The following is a 15103-nucleotide window of genomic DNA, read 5'->3' as shown; positions in this document are numbered from 1 at the left end:
CTAACAACCAATTGCTTTATCAGATAAATGGCCTTAAAGGGTCTCTCTAGCCCTGGAAGATCATCGTTACTAATATTCCCCTATCAACTCACTTATCCAATCCCGAATAGTTTCATGCATGCTTGTTTACATTCTTCTTTTACGTATTTCATGAACGCGTCTGTTGGCGTGAAGCCTGTTTCGTCCCAGCTTCCGATCCATTCTATATTTTCTGGAGGAATGGATTCGAAAAACAGGATTTCATCATATCCTTGAACATAGCGATCCTTTTTTCGTGTTCGTCGATCATACTTGATGTAGTCTTCTAACGAACAAGAATAGCTCCAATATTTTTTCCCGACATCCTCTTTAATGAAGCGGAGACGTTCTTCATCCGTAATCGGACCGTCAGATATGCAAAAGCCTCCGTACAATTGGCTTCCCATCCAACCTTTTGTGTTTGGCAGCTTCACTGCATAGAGATCGCTTGGCGGCGGATAGCCCAGCATAAGCAAATGGTCAATTGGCATTTCTGGATACAAATAAAGCGCATTGACGCGCTGGACCCAGTCAGGAATCCATTTCGGTTTAATGCTTTCTAATAGCGCACTTGCATGGTACACATCAGATGAAACCATTGGAGAATTGGGAAGCAATCCTTTTTCCAAAATCGACTGCCTATTTTCCTGTGGCGAAATATGATAAGCAATCCTTGATTCGCGAACATCTGCAAGCATTTTTTTGCCTTTATATGCTATGCGGTATCCTCGCCTAATGAGCTCAGAGATTTGATGATTCTCTACTTGATCGCGAAACCATTTTTGCATCTGTTCATGCAATTCCTTTCGAGAACGGCCGGTGAACCAAACAACATCCTCCTCTTCGAAACCGTTCGCTTCCATATAAAGTTTTCCATCGTCTTCATACAAATCTGCTTTAAGAACCCAATCACCGTAACGAATCCGAACTCTCTTCATCATTGGTCTCTCCTCTCAAGATGCAACGACTGATACAGCCACTGTCCTAAACAACAAACTACAAAAAGGATCGCATTTTGTCTACTATTCTCGTAAAAAACACCCGCCTCATAGGCGGGTGATGTCGATGAATAAACAGTGGTATGTCGCAAAGATCTGGCCGTTTTCGGAAAAGCGATGTTCGTATTCGCGCATCATCGCTTTGAATACGGATGGACGCTGGCAATATCGACCTGTCGTGCTGTTGGTGGCGCCGATTTTGCGCAATGAAAGGAAGAAGTCGCGAACGGATGGGAAGCGTTCGATTTCGATCGTTTCGGCTGCGCTGATGGCGGCGGATGGAATGGCGCACTGGCATCGGCCGAGTAATTGATTTAGTGTTGGAAATGATTGTCCGATGCGAAGCGGTTCGTTTAGATTTTGCGTCTTAAGCGCACAGGCGAACGATGTGTGCAGCTCGTGAAACGTGCGTGCGCCAAATGTTGAAAAAACCAGTTGTCCGCCGTCGTTTAATGCGTCATAGAGGCGCAAAAGCGTGCGATCTAGATCGTTGAGCCATTGAAATGTCGCGTTGGAGATGATGAGATCGTACCGTTCGGACAGTTCGATTTCTTCGATGTCGCCGCAAATCCAATTGATCTGTTCAGCATCAAGGCGTTGTTTGGCGACGGCAATCATGCCGGGCGCTAAGTCGACAGCGGTGATGCGGGCGTGTGGAAAGTGACGGCGAAGCTTTTCGGTGAGATAGCCTGTTCCACAGCCGATTTCAAGAATGCGTTCAGGACGGATGGTGATTTGGCCGAATAGAGCATTCGCCATCTTTTTTTGAACGTTGGCAAATTGGTCATATGTTTGGGCATTCGTACTAAACCGTTTTTGCAGTAATTGTTTATCGATCATCTTTTTCACCTACAAACCATTGAATGAGTTGGGCGCATTCGTCCGTTTTTGTAACAAACGGAACGTGGCCTGTGTTTGAAAGAAGCGCGAGCGTTGCCGCGCGTGCGCGTGCGGCAATGTAACGCGACGCATCCGGCGGACAGATCGCATCTCGTTCACCGTGAATGAGCAGCATCGGCACATGAATTTTAGGTAAAAGCGAACGAGCATCCGCCGTTAATAAATAATCAAGTCCGATGAGCAGCTCCTTCGTTCGGTCGCGATGAAAATAATCGGAAAGGTCGGCGTTTTCCTCTTCCGTCAGCAGAGAAGCCAAAAAAGCATGGATTGTCTCACCGGGATGGCGCTGAAGCTGTTTTTTCATCCGCTCAACGATGCGCGGATGCCATCCTGCGTCGTAGCCTGCCGCCGTCACAAAACGGCTCGTTCCGCCGATGAGAACGAGATAAGAAACAAGTTCAGGGTTCTCGTGCGCCATTTCGAGAGCGACGAGCGAGCCGAGCGACCAACCGATGAGCACCGAACGAGCATGGAGCGCTTGTTTGGCACGTTCACGAAAAGAGGAAATACTTTCGATGCCGCCCCATTCAATGAACGATACATCTCCTAAATGACGCAGAGAGCGTGCGAGCGAAGCGAAAATCTCCCCTTTCATCCCCCAGCCTGGAATAAAAACAATGTTCATGCGATAACACCCATTTCGTTCATGCGATAACACCCATTTCGTTCATGCGATAACACCCATTTCTTTGCCGACAAGGGCGATTTGTTCGAGCGCCCAGTCGATCTGTTGTTTCGTAAGCGTCGCCATGAGCGAGAAGCGAATGCGCGCGGTGCCTTCTGGGACGGTTGGCGGACGAATCGCAACAGCCGCAATGCCGCGTTCTTGCAGCCTCTCGCTGAAACGGACGGTTCGTTCGTTGTCGCCGATGATGATCGGCACGATCTGCGTTGTGCTTGCGCCGATGTTGAATCCGAGGCGCTTCAGTTCGTTGCGAACGTAATCGCTATGGGTAAACAAGTTTATGCGGCGTTCGTGTTCTTGTTGGACGATGGAAATCGCTGCTCGAATCGATCCGAGCACCGCTGGCGGCAAGGCAGTTGTAAAAATAAAGGCGCGCATATGATTGATCAAATAGTCAATGAGGTATTTCTTTCCTGTCACATAGGCGCCAAATGTGCCAAGCGCTTTGCTGAAGGTTCCCATGTGAATATCGACGTGTTCAGCAATGCCGAGGTGATGGGCCAACCCTTCTCCTTTTTCTCCGTAGAGGCCGCTGCTGTGAGCTTCATCGATCATGAGAATCGCGCCGTATTTTTCTTTGAGGGCAACGAGTTCGCGAAGAGGAGCGATGTCTCCATCCATGCTGAAAACCGTGTCGGTAACAATGATTTTCAGCTTATGCACAGGTGTTTTTTTCAAAAGCGTTTCAAGATGGTCGATGTCGTTATGGCGATAGCGCTTCAGTTCGGCGCGGCTTAAAATGGCGCCGTCAACGATGCTGGCGTGGTTGAGTTTATCGCTAAAGATGACATCCTCACGGCTTGCTAGTGCGGAAAGAATGCCGACGTTGGCGGTGTAACCGCTGTTGATGATCAGAGCAGCTTCGGTTTCTTTCCATTTCACTAACGCTGCTTCGGCTTCCTCATATAGCGCATGGTTGCCGACAATGAGGCGCGAGGCGGTGGCGCCTGCACCGTATGTTTGCATCGCACGAATGCTCGCCTCGATGAGCCGTTCGTCATCCGCTAAGCCAAGGTAGTTATTGGAAGCGAGATTCAGCAACTTTCGCCCGTTCATCATCACCCAACCTTCATCCGAACGCTCCATGCGCGGAAGTTTCCGCTTTTGTGCTTTCTTCTCCAGTGTTGCTAATTGCGCGTTTATGTTGTCCTGCCACAAACCTCCCTCTCCCCCTCCAATTGTAAACCTTTATAATTTTAAAGTTTACATTATCGTATCATAGACAAAACATTCAGACAATTATTTTTTATGACCTCTTTAAAAACAAAGCTCTTTCAATGTTGATCTTCATCAAAAGAAAAAAAGACCGCTTTATTGCGGTCTTCGGTTGTTCTTATTCAATGAAAGCATTCGTTAGTTAAATAAGAACCTTTTCATTAAATTTTTTCAATGCTTCTCCAAGGCGAATTAAAGAGATGATTTCTCCGGTGTGATTTCCATCCTTTATCGCATGATTGAGACATAACTTTAAATATATTTCTCACGAAGATATTGATTGGAGTCAAAGTAAATTATTTCAGTTAATGAAGAAAGCTCTTCCTTTAAACTTGTTAAATTCATTCATTTATTTGTTTATTTAGAACAATGTTTTATTCATACATATCATGATTCCATCAAAAAAGCTGCCTCATTCATCGAGGCAGCTTACTTTTTGGAGAAATTCAATGCGATTTTGGAACGGGTCGCGGAATGAAAAGCGAATGACGCCTGGAATCGGTTTTTCGTCTTGCGTCGGCACGCCGTGTTCCTCCAAATATCGGCGCGCACCGAATACATCCTCTACTTCAAATGCCGGATGGCTTTTGCTGTTGTATCCTTCTCGATTCTCCACGCCAATGTGCAGTTCCACATCTCCGACTTTGTACCAAAGCCCGCCGTTCCCTTTTAGTGAATTCGGTTTTTCAATTTCTGTAAACCCAAGCAAATCGGTATAAAATGCACGCGCTTCCTCCTCTTTGCCGACAGGAATGCAAATTTGCACATGATCCAACCGCTTGATTCGAATCATCATTCTACCAACTTTCTTTTCAATTTATTCCAAACAAAGAGCGACGCGACCGCAAATAAGGCAAGCACGCCTTCAACCGCCCAAATATTTTTCAATATTCCCGCTTGGTACATCGCTGGGGCCACATCCAACAACGCATGAATGGCGATGGCGTATAAAACGTAGCGAAATCGGTTTGTTCGCACACCGAGCAACACAAGCAGCGACATCGTGATGTGGAAAATGAGCGCGCCCCCGCGCTCGAGTCCTCCAAGCACATAAAAAGCAAATGGGGTGTTCATGATCTGTTCTTTTAATGTGCTCGCCTGCTCGGCTGACAACGCCGAACCGAGCGTTTCATCGAACGTTCCAGAACGAATGAGTTGCATCAAAACGAGCGTATTGATCGCTCCAATGACGCCGATCAAAATCGCTTCGATGCCGCCATGCCCTAGACCGAACGAAAGACCGTCTTTATATTCATGCCGATCTTTCAGCCAAAAACGAAAGCCGACGTAGCGGCCAAGCTCTTCAAACACGCCGGCTGCAAGCGCGCCGTAAAGCACAAACGCAGCAGGGTGATCCGTCCATTTAAGCGCTGTCCCGCTTTGATCAATCATCGCAATATGAAGAAGCTTCTCCAATACTTGCGAAAAAAGGACAAAAACAGCGGCGCCAATCCACAACGGTTTCCAAGCAAACTGTTGCTTTTTTCGAAAATAAAGGAAAAACGCAATCGGGATAATCAAAGATATCATCAGTTGGCTAATCGGGCCTGCCAGGTTCATCTACTCACTTCCTTTCGTATCGTTTTTAACAAACGTGCAACATTGCGCGCTTTGATGTACAGCAGTTCTTCCGCGCGTTCCATGCACTCGTCTACCGTCATCGGCCCCGTCGCAATCGCGTCGCAGCTGATGAAATAGTCATACAAACGTTCAAATCCCGCACCTAAACTACCGGAAAGCAAAATCGGCTTTGCGCCATGTTTTCTCGCCAGCGTCGCCACATAAAGCGGCACTTTCCCATAAAGCGTTTGCTCATCGCTTCGTCCTTCGCCTGTCATGACGAAATGTGCGTCTTTGATCTTTTCTTCTAGCCGAACCGTCTGAGCGACAAGCTCCGCACCGGAGACGATTTTTCCGCCGAGCGTCAAAAAGGCAAAGCCTAATCCGCCTGCCGCTCCTGCACCTTTTTCATGTTGATACGCCTGGCGAAGATGTGCTTCGATTTTAGCGGCATAGTTGCTTAACGCGTTATCAAGAAAACGAACTTGTTCCGCGTTTGCCCCTTTTTGCGGTCCGAATACAAACGAAGCGCCGTTTTTTCCGCAAAGCGGATTCGTCACATCGGATGCAACAAGAAACGTACTTTCATACACGCGCGCATCAATCGTCGCAAAATCGACATGAGCAATATCGGCAAGCGATGCCGCAAACGGCGGTAAACGCTCGCCTTTTTCATTTGTAAATGTTACGCCAAGCGCGCTAAGCAACCCGAAGCCGCCATCGTTCGTCGCACTGCCGCCGAGAGCGACGAGAAAGCGGCGATACCCTGCATCAAGCGCCGCGCGAATGACCTCTCCCATCCCATACGTCGTCGTGCAAAGCGGATTGCGCTTTTCATTCGGCACGAGCGTTAAACCTGCAATGGAAGCTGTTTCGACAATGACTGTATCGCCGTTGACAACGCCATACACCGTTTGCCGCTTTTCAAACAGCGGACCTTTCGCTTCAACGGTGACCGTCGTTCCGTTTGTCGCTGTGACGATCGCTTCAAGCGTCCCTTCTCCCCCATCCGCCATCGGCACGGAAACGACGTTTGCTTCTTCATATTCAGCGGCAAATGCCCGTTTGATTATATCGCAAACGGCCGCCGATGACAAACTTCCTTTAAACGAGTCGGGCGCAAGCACAATGTTCATCGTTCATCCCCCTACGAAATGATTTTCTTTAACACGTTTTTTCCGTCTTTTCGCACGAAAATAACGGTCATGTTCTCCCCGCTTTGCCGTTTTGGAACCGGCTCTCCTTCAACAATCATTTTTTCATGATCGCGATAGGGCGAACGGTAAAGATCGAACAAAAACGTGCGCTCATCCATCCAATCAATGAAAATAATTTCCGCAAACCACTCCCCATACGCATAAGATAAAGGCGGTCCGTCTAACCGTTCAAGCGAAAGGAGCACGTTCTTTCCTTCTTTTTCGCAAAAAGCAACGCCAACCTCATCACCCGCGCAAAATCCGATGATCTCTTCTTGCGTTAAAAACGAAAGCGTTTCTCCTTTCACTTGCACTTCTACTGTATATTCGCCTTTGTGAACGAACATTCCTTCGACGTACAATAAATGTTGATCCCCGCACTCCATCTCTTGCTGCTCCTTCCCCCATTTTTTCTCTCTATTTATCATATCTGGAACATCATTTCTTCACAATAAGTGGTTATTTTTCCGAAAACATGTTATTCTACCAATATATAAGGAGGGATTGTATGCTGGAAAAAAATCTTGAAAAATATGCGGAATTAGCTGTGCGCGTCGGAGTCAATATTCAAAAAGGGCAGACGCTCTTTATTCAAGCGCCGCTTCCATCCGCTCCGCTCGTGCGCAAAATCGCAAAAAAAGCGTACGAAGAAGGAGCAAAGCACGTATACGTTGAATGGAGCGATGAGGAAATTACGTATATAAAATTTAAACACGCTCCAGAAGAAGCGCTTCATGAGTATCCGATGTGGCTTGCGCAAGGACGCGAAGAGTTGGCGAAAGGCGGCGCCGCGTTTTTAAGCATTTATGCACCAAACCCGGATTTGCTGAAAGATATCGATCCGAAACGCGTTGCTGCTGCGAATAAAGCGGCTGGCGTGGCGCTGCAAAACTATCGCAGCCGCTTGATGGCGGACCATAACTGTTGGTCGCTTATCGCTGTGCCAACTCCAGCATGGGCGAAAAAGGTTTTCCCGGATTTAAACGAAGACGAAGCGATTGAAAAGCTTTGGGATGTCATTTTCCGCGTAACGCGCGTCGATCAAGACGATCCGATTGCCGCTTGGCACGAACATAATCAACGGCTCGCTAAAATCGTTGATTATTTAAACGAAAAACAATACGCCAAACTCATCTACAACGGCCCGGGCACCGATTTAACGGTTGAGCTTCCGGAAGGACACATCTGGGCGGGCGGCGCAGCCAAAAGCACGAATGGCGTCTTCTTCAACCCGAACATTCCGACAGAAGAAGTGTTTACGATGCCGCATAAAGATGGCACAAACGGCGTTGTGCGCAACACGAAACCGCTCAACTACGGCGGCAATGTGATCGACGGCTTCACGCTCACGTTTAAAGATGGAAAAGTCGTCGACTTTACAGCGGAAGTTGGCTATGAAACGCTCAAACATTTGCTTGATACGGATGAGGGGGCGCGCCGTTTAGGCGAGATTGCTCTTGTGCCGCACCGCTCGCCGATTTCCGAATCCAATCTCGTCTTCTACAATACGTTGTTCGATGAAAATGCCGCATCCCATTTAGCGCTTGGAAAAGCGTATCCAACCAACTTAGAAAACGGAGCGAACATGAGCGCCGACGAACTTGCCGCACGCGGGGCAAACGACAGTTTGGTTCACGAAGACTTTATGATCGGCTCAGGCGAACTAAACGTCGATGGCGTCACAAAAGACGGCACGCGCGAACCGATTATGCGCAACGGCAACTGGGCGCTTCCTTTATAAAACAAACGAACAAGTTGCGGTTTTTTCGCAACTTGTTCATGTACTTTCCTGTTGATCGTCACTATAATCGAATGACTCCTGTCTCTCTCTTCTTGAAAACAACACTTGCACTCTTTGCAAAACTATACGACAATAAAATAAAGAGAGAAAATGGATGTAAGGGAGCGAATGTCGTGAAGAAACTATGGAACGTACTCACGGTCATGACCATCGTTTCAATGTTGCTTGCTGCGTGCAGCGGACAAAAAACGGAACAGCGGGTAAAGCCGGCAAAAGAAGATCAACCGGCTTCTGAACAAGCGGATGCGCTCGACCTCACTTACGTTGAGAGCGATAATCAAAACTTTGCTATTTCACTTCTTCCTGATTACACGCTAGAAGCGGAAGAACCTGGGAAAGATGTCGTCTTAAACAAAAAAGATGGCGATCAGTTGATGCGCATTGAATTGTTGCCAAGCGACATCAATGTCAATGAGTTAGAGGCAAACGCGAAAGAGCGCGCGATCGCTGTTGCAAGCGATGCAACGCCGTTTGAAGGCTTTTTGCCGTTTAAAGAGGCGATTGCGTATGAAGCGCACGTCGATGACAGCATCGTTTATGTCGTTTTCGTTAAACAAGACGTGCCGATGTTTTTAACCGTCTTTACGAAAAACGAAACCAACTTGTTTGAAGAATTTATGACGATGGCCAGAACGATTATACCGCTCGATTCAGACACATCTGAAGCAAACGAAGATGAGAAAGCGAACAATGAAACGTTCTTATACAAAAGCTCCTCCCAGCCGTTTCAAGCGCGCGTCATAAACGGCTACAATGCAGAAGCGATCGAACCGGGAAAAGATATGATTTTTCAAGATGAGAACGAAGCGTCAATGACGATCGAAATTCTGGACGATGAAGCAGATTGGGCGCTCGTTTCCGAACAGGCGGAAACCTATGTAAAAGAAAGCAGTAAAGACGGAAATGTCGAAACAATGACGTGGCAAGAAGGAAACAAACTAAAAGGCGCCGATGTTTATCAAGCTCAAACGAAAGACGGTGCTGTTTACGTATTTGTTGTGAAAAGCGTGCCGATGCGCTTAACAATCTTCACAACCGGTGAACAAAAAGACCTTTCACCATTTTTAACGATGGCGGAAACGATTGAACGAATCGATTAAGGGGTGAGCAGAATGACCGATTTGGAATTGCTCGAAGCGTATCGCTCATTATGGTCGAATCGTTCGCTGCCAGCAGCGGCGGAAGAAGCGCGCGCAGTGCTCATCGAAGCGATTCAGCGCGATTTAAAAGATGAAATGACCCATCCGCGCCTTCGCAAATCGCCATATGAAAAATTTGCGCTTGCGCTAAAGCGAATTAGCGATTCTTCCTTAAGCACTGAAGCAAAATATCTCCTCATCCGCATCTACGTCACCGAAGCGGAAAAACTAATCAAGCTGCCTCATGCATGAGGCAGCTTTTTTGTATAAGCCTCCTTATTTTTTCGAAACCTCTTTTATCCCCGTTCGTATAAATAAGCATCACGTAAAAACAAAGAGGTGTCGCTGTTGGAATCAAAAGCTTTTCTCGAAGAACAACTCTCCATGATCGAGCAATGGGAGAAAGAACAAAAAGATTTATGGTTTTGGGAAAAGATCGGGCGGCTGCCGTTTCAATGGCTCGATCGTCTCACTCCTAAATTCGTCCATGACAAACTTGGACAACTGCTCGATGAGGTTGGTCATTACATTCAAACAGGAGGACAATATTTAGTCAACAAAGAACACATCCTCCGCCTTTTTTCTGAAACGGAGCCGTACACGATTGAAGACATACGCCGTCTTCCGCTTGCCAAAATGGATGAAGTGTGCGATCAACTTATTGCCAAGCGGCAAACATTTGCAAAATATCAAGGTGCAACAACAGGATTTGGCGGCATTTTTACGTTGGCCATTGACATTCCTGCCTTGCTTGGACTCGCGCTTAAAACATTGCAAGAGATTGCGCTTGCTTACGGTTTCGATCCGCATGACAAACAAGAGCGAATGTTTATCGTCAAATGTTTGCAGTTTGCTTTATCGGACATCGTCGGCAAAAAAGCCATTTTAGACGAACTTTTTAAAACGAACCGTCAACAAACGCTTTCTCAACTGCAAGGATGGCGAGAAGTCGTATGGACGTTTCGGGATCAATACGGCTGGAAAAAATTATTCCAAGCCATTCCGATTGCCGGCGTTTTATTCGGTGCCTGGATGAACAAAACGATGATTAGCGATATCGCCGAAGCAGGAAAAATGCTTTATCGGAAACGGCGCATTATCGAAAAGCTCGCAGCGTTTCAATAAAAAAGAGGCGGGATCTCCCGCCTCTTATGCTGACAGCGTTTCATCGCACGGAACAACCGCGTCGTGAAGCGCTTGTTCCACTTCACGGCGATACCGTTTTTGCTCCTCTTCCGTCCATCCAGCATATTGCGCCATGAACGAAAGAACCGCATCTTTCCACCGTTTCACCCAATCAATGCGGAAGAAAAGCGCCCCTGTGCGACGAATGAAAAAGTCAAGCGGCGTGACGGCCATTTCTTCCTCAATCGCATACACCAACATCACATACAAATCAAGCGGCATCGATTGCGAACGATCATACGTTTTCGCGAGCGCAAACAAACGATCGACGTTTGTTCCGTATTGGCGCGCCAACTGCTCCCCTTGTTCGCGCGTAAAACCGTAAGCGAGAGCTTCTTCCGCTTTTTTGCGGATAAATGATGGAAGATTTGCGGAACCGCCTACATCGCCGCCGGAAATCGGCAAATGTTTCGTCTGGCACGGCTTGAATGTTTGACCGGTTTCGTTTGCGAGCTGCTTGGCGACAAGATCGACGACCGTTTCCGCCATTTTGCGATATCCCGTTAATTTTCCTCCGGCGATCGTAATCAATCCAGACGGCGATTGCCAAATTTCATCTTTGCGCGAAATCTCTGATGGATCTTTTCCTTCTTCATAAATGAGCGGCCGCAATCCTGCCCAGCTTGACTCGATGTCCGCCTCCGTCAATCGAACGTTTGGAAACATATAATGAATGGCTCGCAATAAGTATGCCCGATCTTCGGATGTCATTTTCGGATTGGCGATATCGCCATCATAAAACGTATCCGTCGTACCGACATATGTCTTTCCATCGCGCGGAATCGCAAACACCATGCGCCCATCAGGCGTATCGAAATAAATGGCTTGCTTTAACGGGAATCGTTTTTGGTCAATAACGATATGGACCCCTTTCGTCAAACGCAGCTTTTTCCCTTGTTGCGATCCGTCTTTTTCGCGCAATGAATCCACCCACGGCCCAGCGGCGTTAATGATTTTTTTCGCATAAAGGTCATACGTTCGATTCGTCGTTTGTTCGCGGCAACGAACGCCAACGACGCGGCCGTTTTCATATAAAAATGATTCAACCTTTGTGTAGTTCACCGCATCCGCTCCCATTTCGACCGCCTTTTTCACGACTTCGATTGTCAAGCGCGCATCATCGGTCCGGTATTCGACGTAATACCCGCCGCCGATGAGGCCATCTTTTTTAATGAGCGGTTCTTTTTCAAGGGTTTGTTGCGCATTTAACATCGTGCGCCGCTCTTCTTTTTTCACGCCCGCTAAATGATCATACACCCACAGCCCGATCGATGTGCTCCATTTGCCGAATGTTCCCCCTTTATGAATCGGCAAAAGCATCCATTCAGGCGTCGTGACATGCGGACCGTTTTCATACACAATGGCGCGCTCTCTGCCGACTTCGGCAACCATTTTGACTTCGAACTGCTTTAAATAGCGCAACCCGCCATGAACAAGCTTCGTTGATCGGCTTGATGTACCAGCGGCAAAGTCCTGCATTTCGACAAGGGCGGTTTTCATGCCGCGCGTCGTCGCATCTAACGCGATGCCGCATCCTGTAATACCGCCGCCAATCACCAACACATCGTACACCTGTTTACTCATTTCTTCTAATTTTTCTAATCGTCGCTTTGCTGAAAACATGTTCTCTTCCCCCTCTTTCAAAATAAAAAGAGACCACAACAAGCACGATGAACAAGCGCTCATCATGCATGCATGGTCTCTCTTGATCTCTTGACGAATATTAACTTTGTCTTTATTGTATCACAAATCGGAAAAAAGGCAACCTTTATGCCCGCGAAACCATTTCATCGTCGCCCGCGGTTTGCAGGCGCTAATGTTAATTCCTTGTTTTTCATATTTTTCAATGATCGCTCTAATTTTATTGGATGACGGTTTTGGCGTTTCATTCGTCTTCCGCATCGTTTTTCCCGCCTTTCGCATAAACTCCACTTATGTATACGAATGTGTTCAAAAAAAGTTTCGTGAACATTTTTTCTTTTCGCTCATATATTACGAATGAACGGTTTTTTTAAAGGAAGGAGCTGGTCATGTTGTCAAACGAATTTCAACCGCCGATGAAAAAGAAAAAAGACGTCTCACATATGCTTGATTCGTTTTTTGATGATCGTCCGTTAAAAAAGTTATTGCACACGCTCGATGAATATGTCCATCGCACCTTTTCGCCGCTTTACATTCCGATCGATGTGCATGAAACGAGCACAGAACACGTCATTATCGCTCATTTGCCAAGCGTCAAGCGGGAACAAATCCAATTGCAATTCGATGAAGAGCGCCTCATTCTTTCCATTTCTCATCAAGAACGCATCGAAACGATCGATGAACAAGGAAATCTTTTTCAGAAAAAAGAAGCGCAGCAACATATCACCAAATCGATTTTTCTTCCGTATCCTGTTTCAGAAAAAGAGGTACAGGCTTCATTTCAAGACGGAAAACTCGTCATTCGTCTGCCGCAAAAGAAAAAATATATCGACATTGACTAAAAGGCGCATACTCGCCTTTTTTTATTATAGCACAATTTTTCTGAATTTTATATCATTTATTACCAATAAAAAAAACGCAAACTTTACACTTTGAAAGTTTGCGTTAGTCCTTTCACCATACCGCCCATTTGGTTTACCATGCTCATCATTTGCCCCATCGTATTCATCATCTTCGGAATGTCATATGTTCCGTCTGACGTTTTAAATTGCGACAAAATTCCAGCTTGCTGCATCGGCGATGTCATGGATTTTGGATATGACGTCATTGGATTCGGATATGACATGATCGGCTTCGGATATGGAGTCGGGTACGGTGAATGGACCGAAGGCATTCCATGATGATAAGGCGTATATGGATGATAAGGCCCCCACCATTGTTGCGCCATCGGCCAATTGGTTTGCGGAGCATACCACATATCTTCATCCCCTTTCTTATCCTTATATGTATTCGTTTATTTTGTCCGCTGTGCACCATAAATATTGTCAATCATTGTCGGAAGTCTTAATTTTTTGAAATTAACAATTACTATTTTTTTTATGATATGATAGGGCAAAAAGGGGGAGGATGTAAGATGACGGTCACAGAATTAAAAAACAAATTTATTGCGACGAGAAACTATGAGCCGATGGATGCCAACGAATTGCTTGATTATGCTCGCCAATTGTACTTGCGGAATGAATTACCGCTCGGCGTTTATCGCCATCTTGTCCGCGATTTAGAAGCGTTAGGCGCATACAAACCAGACGACGATCAAATAAAGGAATATATTGAGTCGTGAATCGTTTGCCCTCAAATGAGCCATGCTAAAGAGGACTTTAGCATAAAGGGGGCACCAAGATGGGCAGAGGCGTCCATTTTCATCATAAGAAAAAAGGGCACGAAAGCAAGCGGCCAAGCCACGGCTATGATGCTCCGGCGAAGCGGGAAGAAATCGCTGACTATGCGATTGAGACGGTCGGCAGCGAAGGCGAGCGCCCTGTGACAATTGAACATGTAAAAGAATAAAGGTGGCGCATCGGCCACCTTTTTTTAAACCGCTCGAACAAATAACGGTTTGTATCGTTTATCCATTTTTTCTTCTATTTTTTGTAACGAATCATCCACTTCTTGCAAGCTTGATTGTTGCGTTTGACAGTGTTCTTCTATTTGCATCACGGTCCGCTCTTTAATCTTTCCTTCAAGTTGTTCAAGCGCATGAAAAAGAGCCTCTAACTCAGCATGTACTTCCTCCATCGACATTGAACGCTTCTCCACCCTCATACCTCCCCTTTCTGCTTTGCCATACACATTCGCCAAAAAAAGGGCGCTTCCTTCCACGTTGACAAAACTAGAAGAAATTCGGCAAACAAAGTGGTTTCTATTCAAAATTCGACAAAACCATGACATGTTTTTCATCAAAATGGCTCACACTACTCAAAGAAGGAGGTGTCCAAACATGGCGAAAAAAGAGCAAAAAAAGAAGCAGCAGCCAACCAAGCAAGAAGAAACAACGACTGGCTTTGGCGACAAAAAATTAGAAGGACCAAACCGCCCTTCTACATAAGCTCAAAAGGTTCTTGCAGAACATGCAAGAACCTTTTTACGCTCCTCCTTTTTCATCACTAAATTTATCAAGCAGGGAAATCGCATCGATAAGATGATTATTAAAAATTTGTTTGGCGATATTTAGCAAATCAACAATCATCGGATCTCGAAGCGAATAAATCACCCGATTTCCGTCTTTTGTGCCGTATACGATGTTTTTCGCACGCAATACGCTAAGTTGCTGGGAAACAGCAGATCCTTCCGCGCCAATTAATGTCTGTAGCTCATTAACGTGCTTATCCCCTTCAGCTAACAACTCTAAAATACGAATGCGTAATGGATGAGCCAACGCTTTAAAAAATTCCGCTTTAAATTGTTGTAACTCTAAGTTCATTTGC

Annotated in this window: 20 protein-coding genes; 7 read left to right on the top strand and 13 right to left on the bottom strand. The window is 46.3% G+C overall.

Annotation, left to right across the window (positions count from 1 at the left end; translation table 11 throughout):
• Positions 1 to 92: 92 nt before the first annotated feature.
• The 8 genes from EDD69_RS01210 to EDD69_RS01175 all read right to left on the bottom strand — a co-directional run bounded on the left by EDD69_RS01210 (position 93) and on the right by EDD69_RS01175 (position 6958).
• A complete protein-coding gene (locus tag EDD69_RS01210) occupies positions 93 to 956 on the bottom strand; it encodes a hypothetical protein (protein WP_132947142.1) in 864 nt (287 codons plus the stop codon).
• Between the two features lie 108 nt (positions 957 to 1064).
• Positions 1065 to 1856, bottom strand: coding sequence for a malonyl-ACP O-methyltransferase BioC (bioC, locus tag EDD69_RS01205; RefSeq protein ID WP_132947141.1), 792 nt, complete (start codon positions 1854 to 1856; stop codon positions 1065 to 1067).
• A complete protein-coding gene (locus EDD69_RS01200) occupies positions 1846 to 2541 on the bottom strand; it encodes an alpha/beta fold hydrolase (RefSeq protein WP_132947140.1) in 696 nt (231 codons plus the stop codon). Before EDD69_RS01200 ends, bioC begins: the two co-directional genes overlap by 11 nt.
• 42 nt (positions 2542 to 2583) lie before the next feature.
• A complete protein-coding gene (bioF, locus tag EDD69_RS01195; protein WP_132947139.1) occupies positions 2584 to 3759 on the bottom strand; it encodes an 8-amino-7-oxononanoate synthase in 1176 nt (391 codons plus the stop codon).
• Between the two features lie 469 nt (positions 3760 to 4228).
• Positions 4229 to 4612 (bottom strand): VOC family protein, encoded by a 384-nt coding sequence (locus EDD69_RS01190; RefSeq protein WP_207893231.1) that lies wholly within the window; start codon positions 4610 to 4612, stop codon positions 4229 to 4231.
• The gene (locus EDD69_RS01185; protein ID WP_132947137.1) at positions 4609 to 5376 is read right to left on the bottom strand and encodes a YhfC family intramembrane metalloprotease; all 768 of its coding nucleotides are present in this window, start codon (positions 5374 to 5376) and stop codon (positions 4609 to 4611) included. Before EDD69_RS01185 ends, EDD69_RS01190 begins: the two co-directional genes overlap by 4 nt.
• A complete protein-coding gene (locus EDD69_RS01180) occupies positions 5373 to 6512 on the bottom strand; it encodes a glycerate kinase (protein WP_132947136.1) in 1140 nt (379 codons plus the stop codon). The genes EDD69_RS01185 and EDD69_RS01180 overlap by 4 nt, the downstream gene beginning before the upstream one ends.
• A gap of 11 nt (positions 6513 to 6523) precedes the next feature.
• The gene (locus EDD69_RS01175; protein ID WP_132947135.1) at positions 6524 to 6958 is read right to left on the bottom strand and encodes a hypothetical protein; all 435 of its coding nucleotides are present in this window, start codon (positions 6956 to 6958) and stop codon (positions 6524 to 6526) included.
• 122 nt (positions 6959 to 7080) lie between these two features.
• Here EDD69_RS01175 and EDD69_RS01170 point away from each other — a divergent pair, with 122 nt between their 5' ends.
• From EDD69_RS01170 to EDD69_RS01155, 4 genes are all read left to right on the top strand, one after another.
• The gene (locus EDD69_RS01170) at positions 7081 to 8313 is read left to right on the top strand and encodes an aminopeptidase (protein ID WP_132947134.1); all 1233 of its coding nucleotides are present in this window, start codon (positions 7081 to 7083) and stop codon (positions 8311 to 8313) included.
• Positions 8314 to 8486: 173 nt separating this feature from the next.
• Positions 8487 to 9473: a hypothetical protein gene (locus tag EDD69_RS01165; protein WP_243643004.1), complete on the top strand. Its 987-nt coding sequence runs from the start codon at positions 8487 to 8489 to the stop codon at positions 9471 to 9473.
• A gap of 12 nt (positions 9474 to 9485) precedes the next feature.
• Positions 9486 to 9764 (top strand): hypothetical protein, encoded by a 279-nt coding sequence (locus EDD69_RS01160; RefSeq protein ID WP_424565317.1) that lies wholly within the window; start codon positions 9486 to 9488, stop codon positions 9762 to 9764.
• A gap of 96 nt (positions 9765 to 9860) precedes the next feature.
• Positions 9861 to 10637, top strand: coding sequence for an EcsC family protein (locus EDD69_RS01155; protein WP_132947133.1), 777 nt, complete (start codon positions 9861 to 9863; stop codon positions 10635 to 10637).
• Between the two features lie 24 nt (positions 10638 to 10661).
• Here EDD69_RS01155 and EDD69_RS01150 read toward each other — a convergent pair whose 3' ends face one another.
• Both EDD69_RS01150 and EDD69_RS15175 read right to left on the bottom strand, forming a co-directional pair.
• A complete protein-coding gene (locus EDD69_RS01150; RefSeq protein ID WP_132947132.1) occupies positions 10662 to 12320 on the bottom strand; it encodes a glycerol-3-phosphate dehydrogenase/oxidase in 1659 nt (552 codons plus the stop codon).
• Positions 12321 to 12440: 120 nt separating this feature from the next.
• Entirely contained in the window at positions 12441 to 12599 is a 159-nt protein-coding gene (locus EDD69_RS15175) for a hypothetical protein (RefSeq protein ID WP_165871696.1), read from the bottom strand.
• A 131-nt stretch (positions 12600 to 12730) separates the two neighbouring features.
• Between EDD69_RS15175 and EDD69_RS01145 the strand changes: the two genes are divergently transcribed.
• Positions 12731 to 13180 carry an Hsp20/alpha crystallin family protein gene (locus tag EDD69_RS01145; RefSeq protein ID WP_424565316.1) on the top strand — a complete coding sequence of 150 codons (450 nt, stop codon included), beginning with the start codon at positions 12731 to 12733 and terminating at the stop codon, positions 13178 to 13180.
• Between the two features lie 83 nt (positions 13181 to 13263).
• On the opposite strand, the gene EDD69_RS01140 is transcribed toward EDD69_RS01145, so the two are convergent.
• Entirely contained in the window at positions 13264 to 13596 is a 333-nt protein-coding gene (locus EDD69_RS01140) for a YppG family protein (RefSeq protein WP_132947130.1), read from the bottom strand.
• Between the two features lie 156 nt (positions 13597 to 13752).
• Between EDD69_RS01140 and EDD69_RS01135 the strand changes: the two genes are divergently transcribed.
• Together EDD69_RS01135 and EDD69_RS15170 are read left to right on the top strand one after the other, a co-directional pair.
• A complete protein-coding gene (locus EDD69_RS01135; RefSeq protein WP_132947129.1) occupies positions 13753 to 13959 on the top strand; it encodes a YppF family protein in 207 nt (68 codons plus the stop codon).
• A 59-nt stretch (positions 13960 to 14018) separates the two neighbouring features.
• Entirely contained in the window at positions 14019 to 14186 is a 168-nt protein-coding gene (locus EDD69_RS15170; RefSeq protein WP_165871695.1) for a hypothetical protein, read from the top strand.
• Positions 14187 to 14210: 24 nt separating this feature from the next.
• On the opposite strand, the gene EDD69_RS01130 is transcribed toward EDD69_RS15170, so the two are convergent.
• Positions 14211 to 14435, bottom strand: a complete 225-nt coding sequence (locus EDD69_RS01130; protein ID WP_132947128.1) for a hypothetical protein — start codon at positions 14433 to 14435, stop codon at positions 14211 to 14213.
• 325 nt (positions 14436 to 14760) lie between these two features.
• A complete protein-coding gene (locus EDD69_RS01125; RefSeq protein WP_132947127.1) occupies positions 14761 to 15099 on the bottom strand; it encodes an ArsR/SmtB family transcription factor in 339 nt (112 codons plus the stop codon).
• Positions 15100 to 15103 lie beyond the last annotated feature (4 nt).

This window comes from Thermolongibacillus altinsuensis, assembly GCF_004341205.1.
GTDB classification, from domain to species: Bacteria; Bacillota; Bacilli; order Bacillales; family Anoxybacillaceae; genus Thermolongibacillus; species Thermolongibacillus altinsuensis.
The sequence above is the reverse complement of the archived record's forward strand: the minus strand, read 5'-3'. Positions and strand labels throughout refer to the sequence as shown.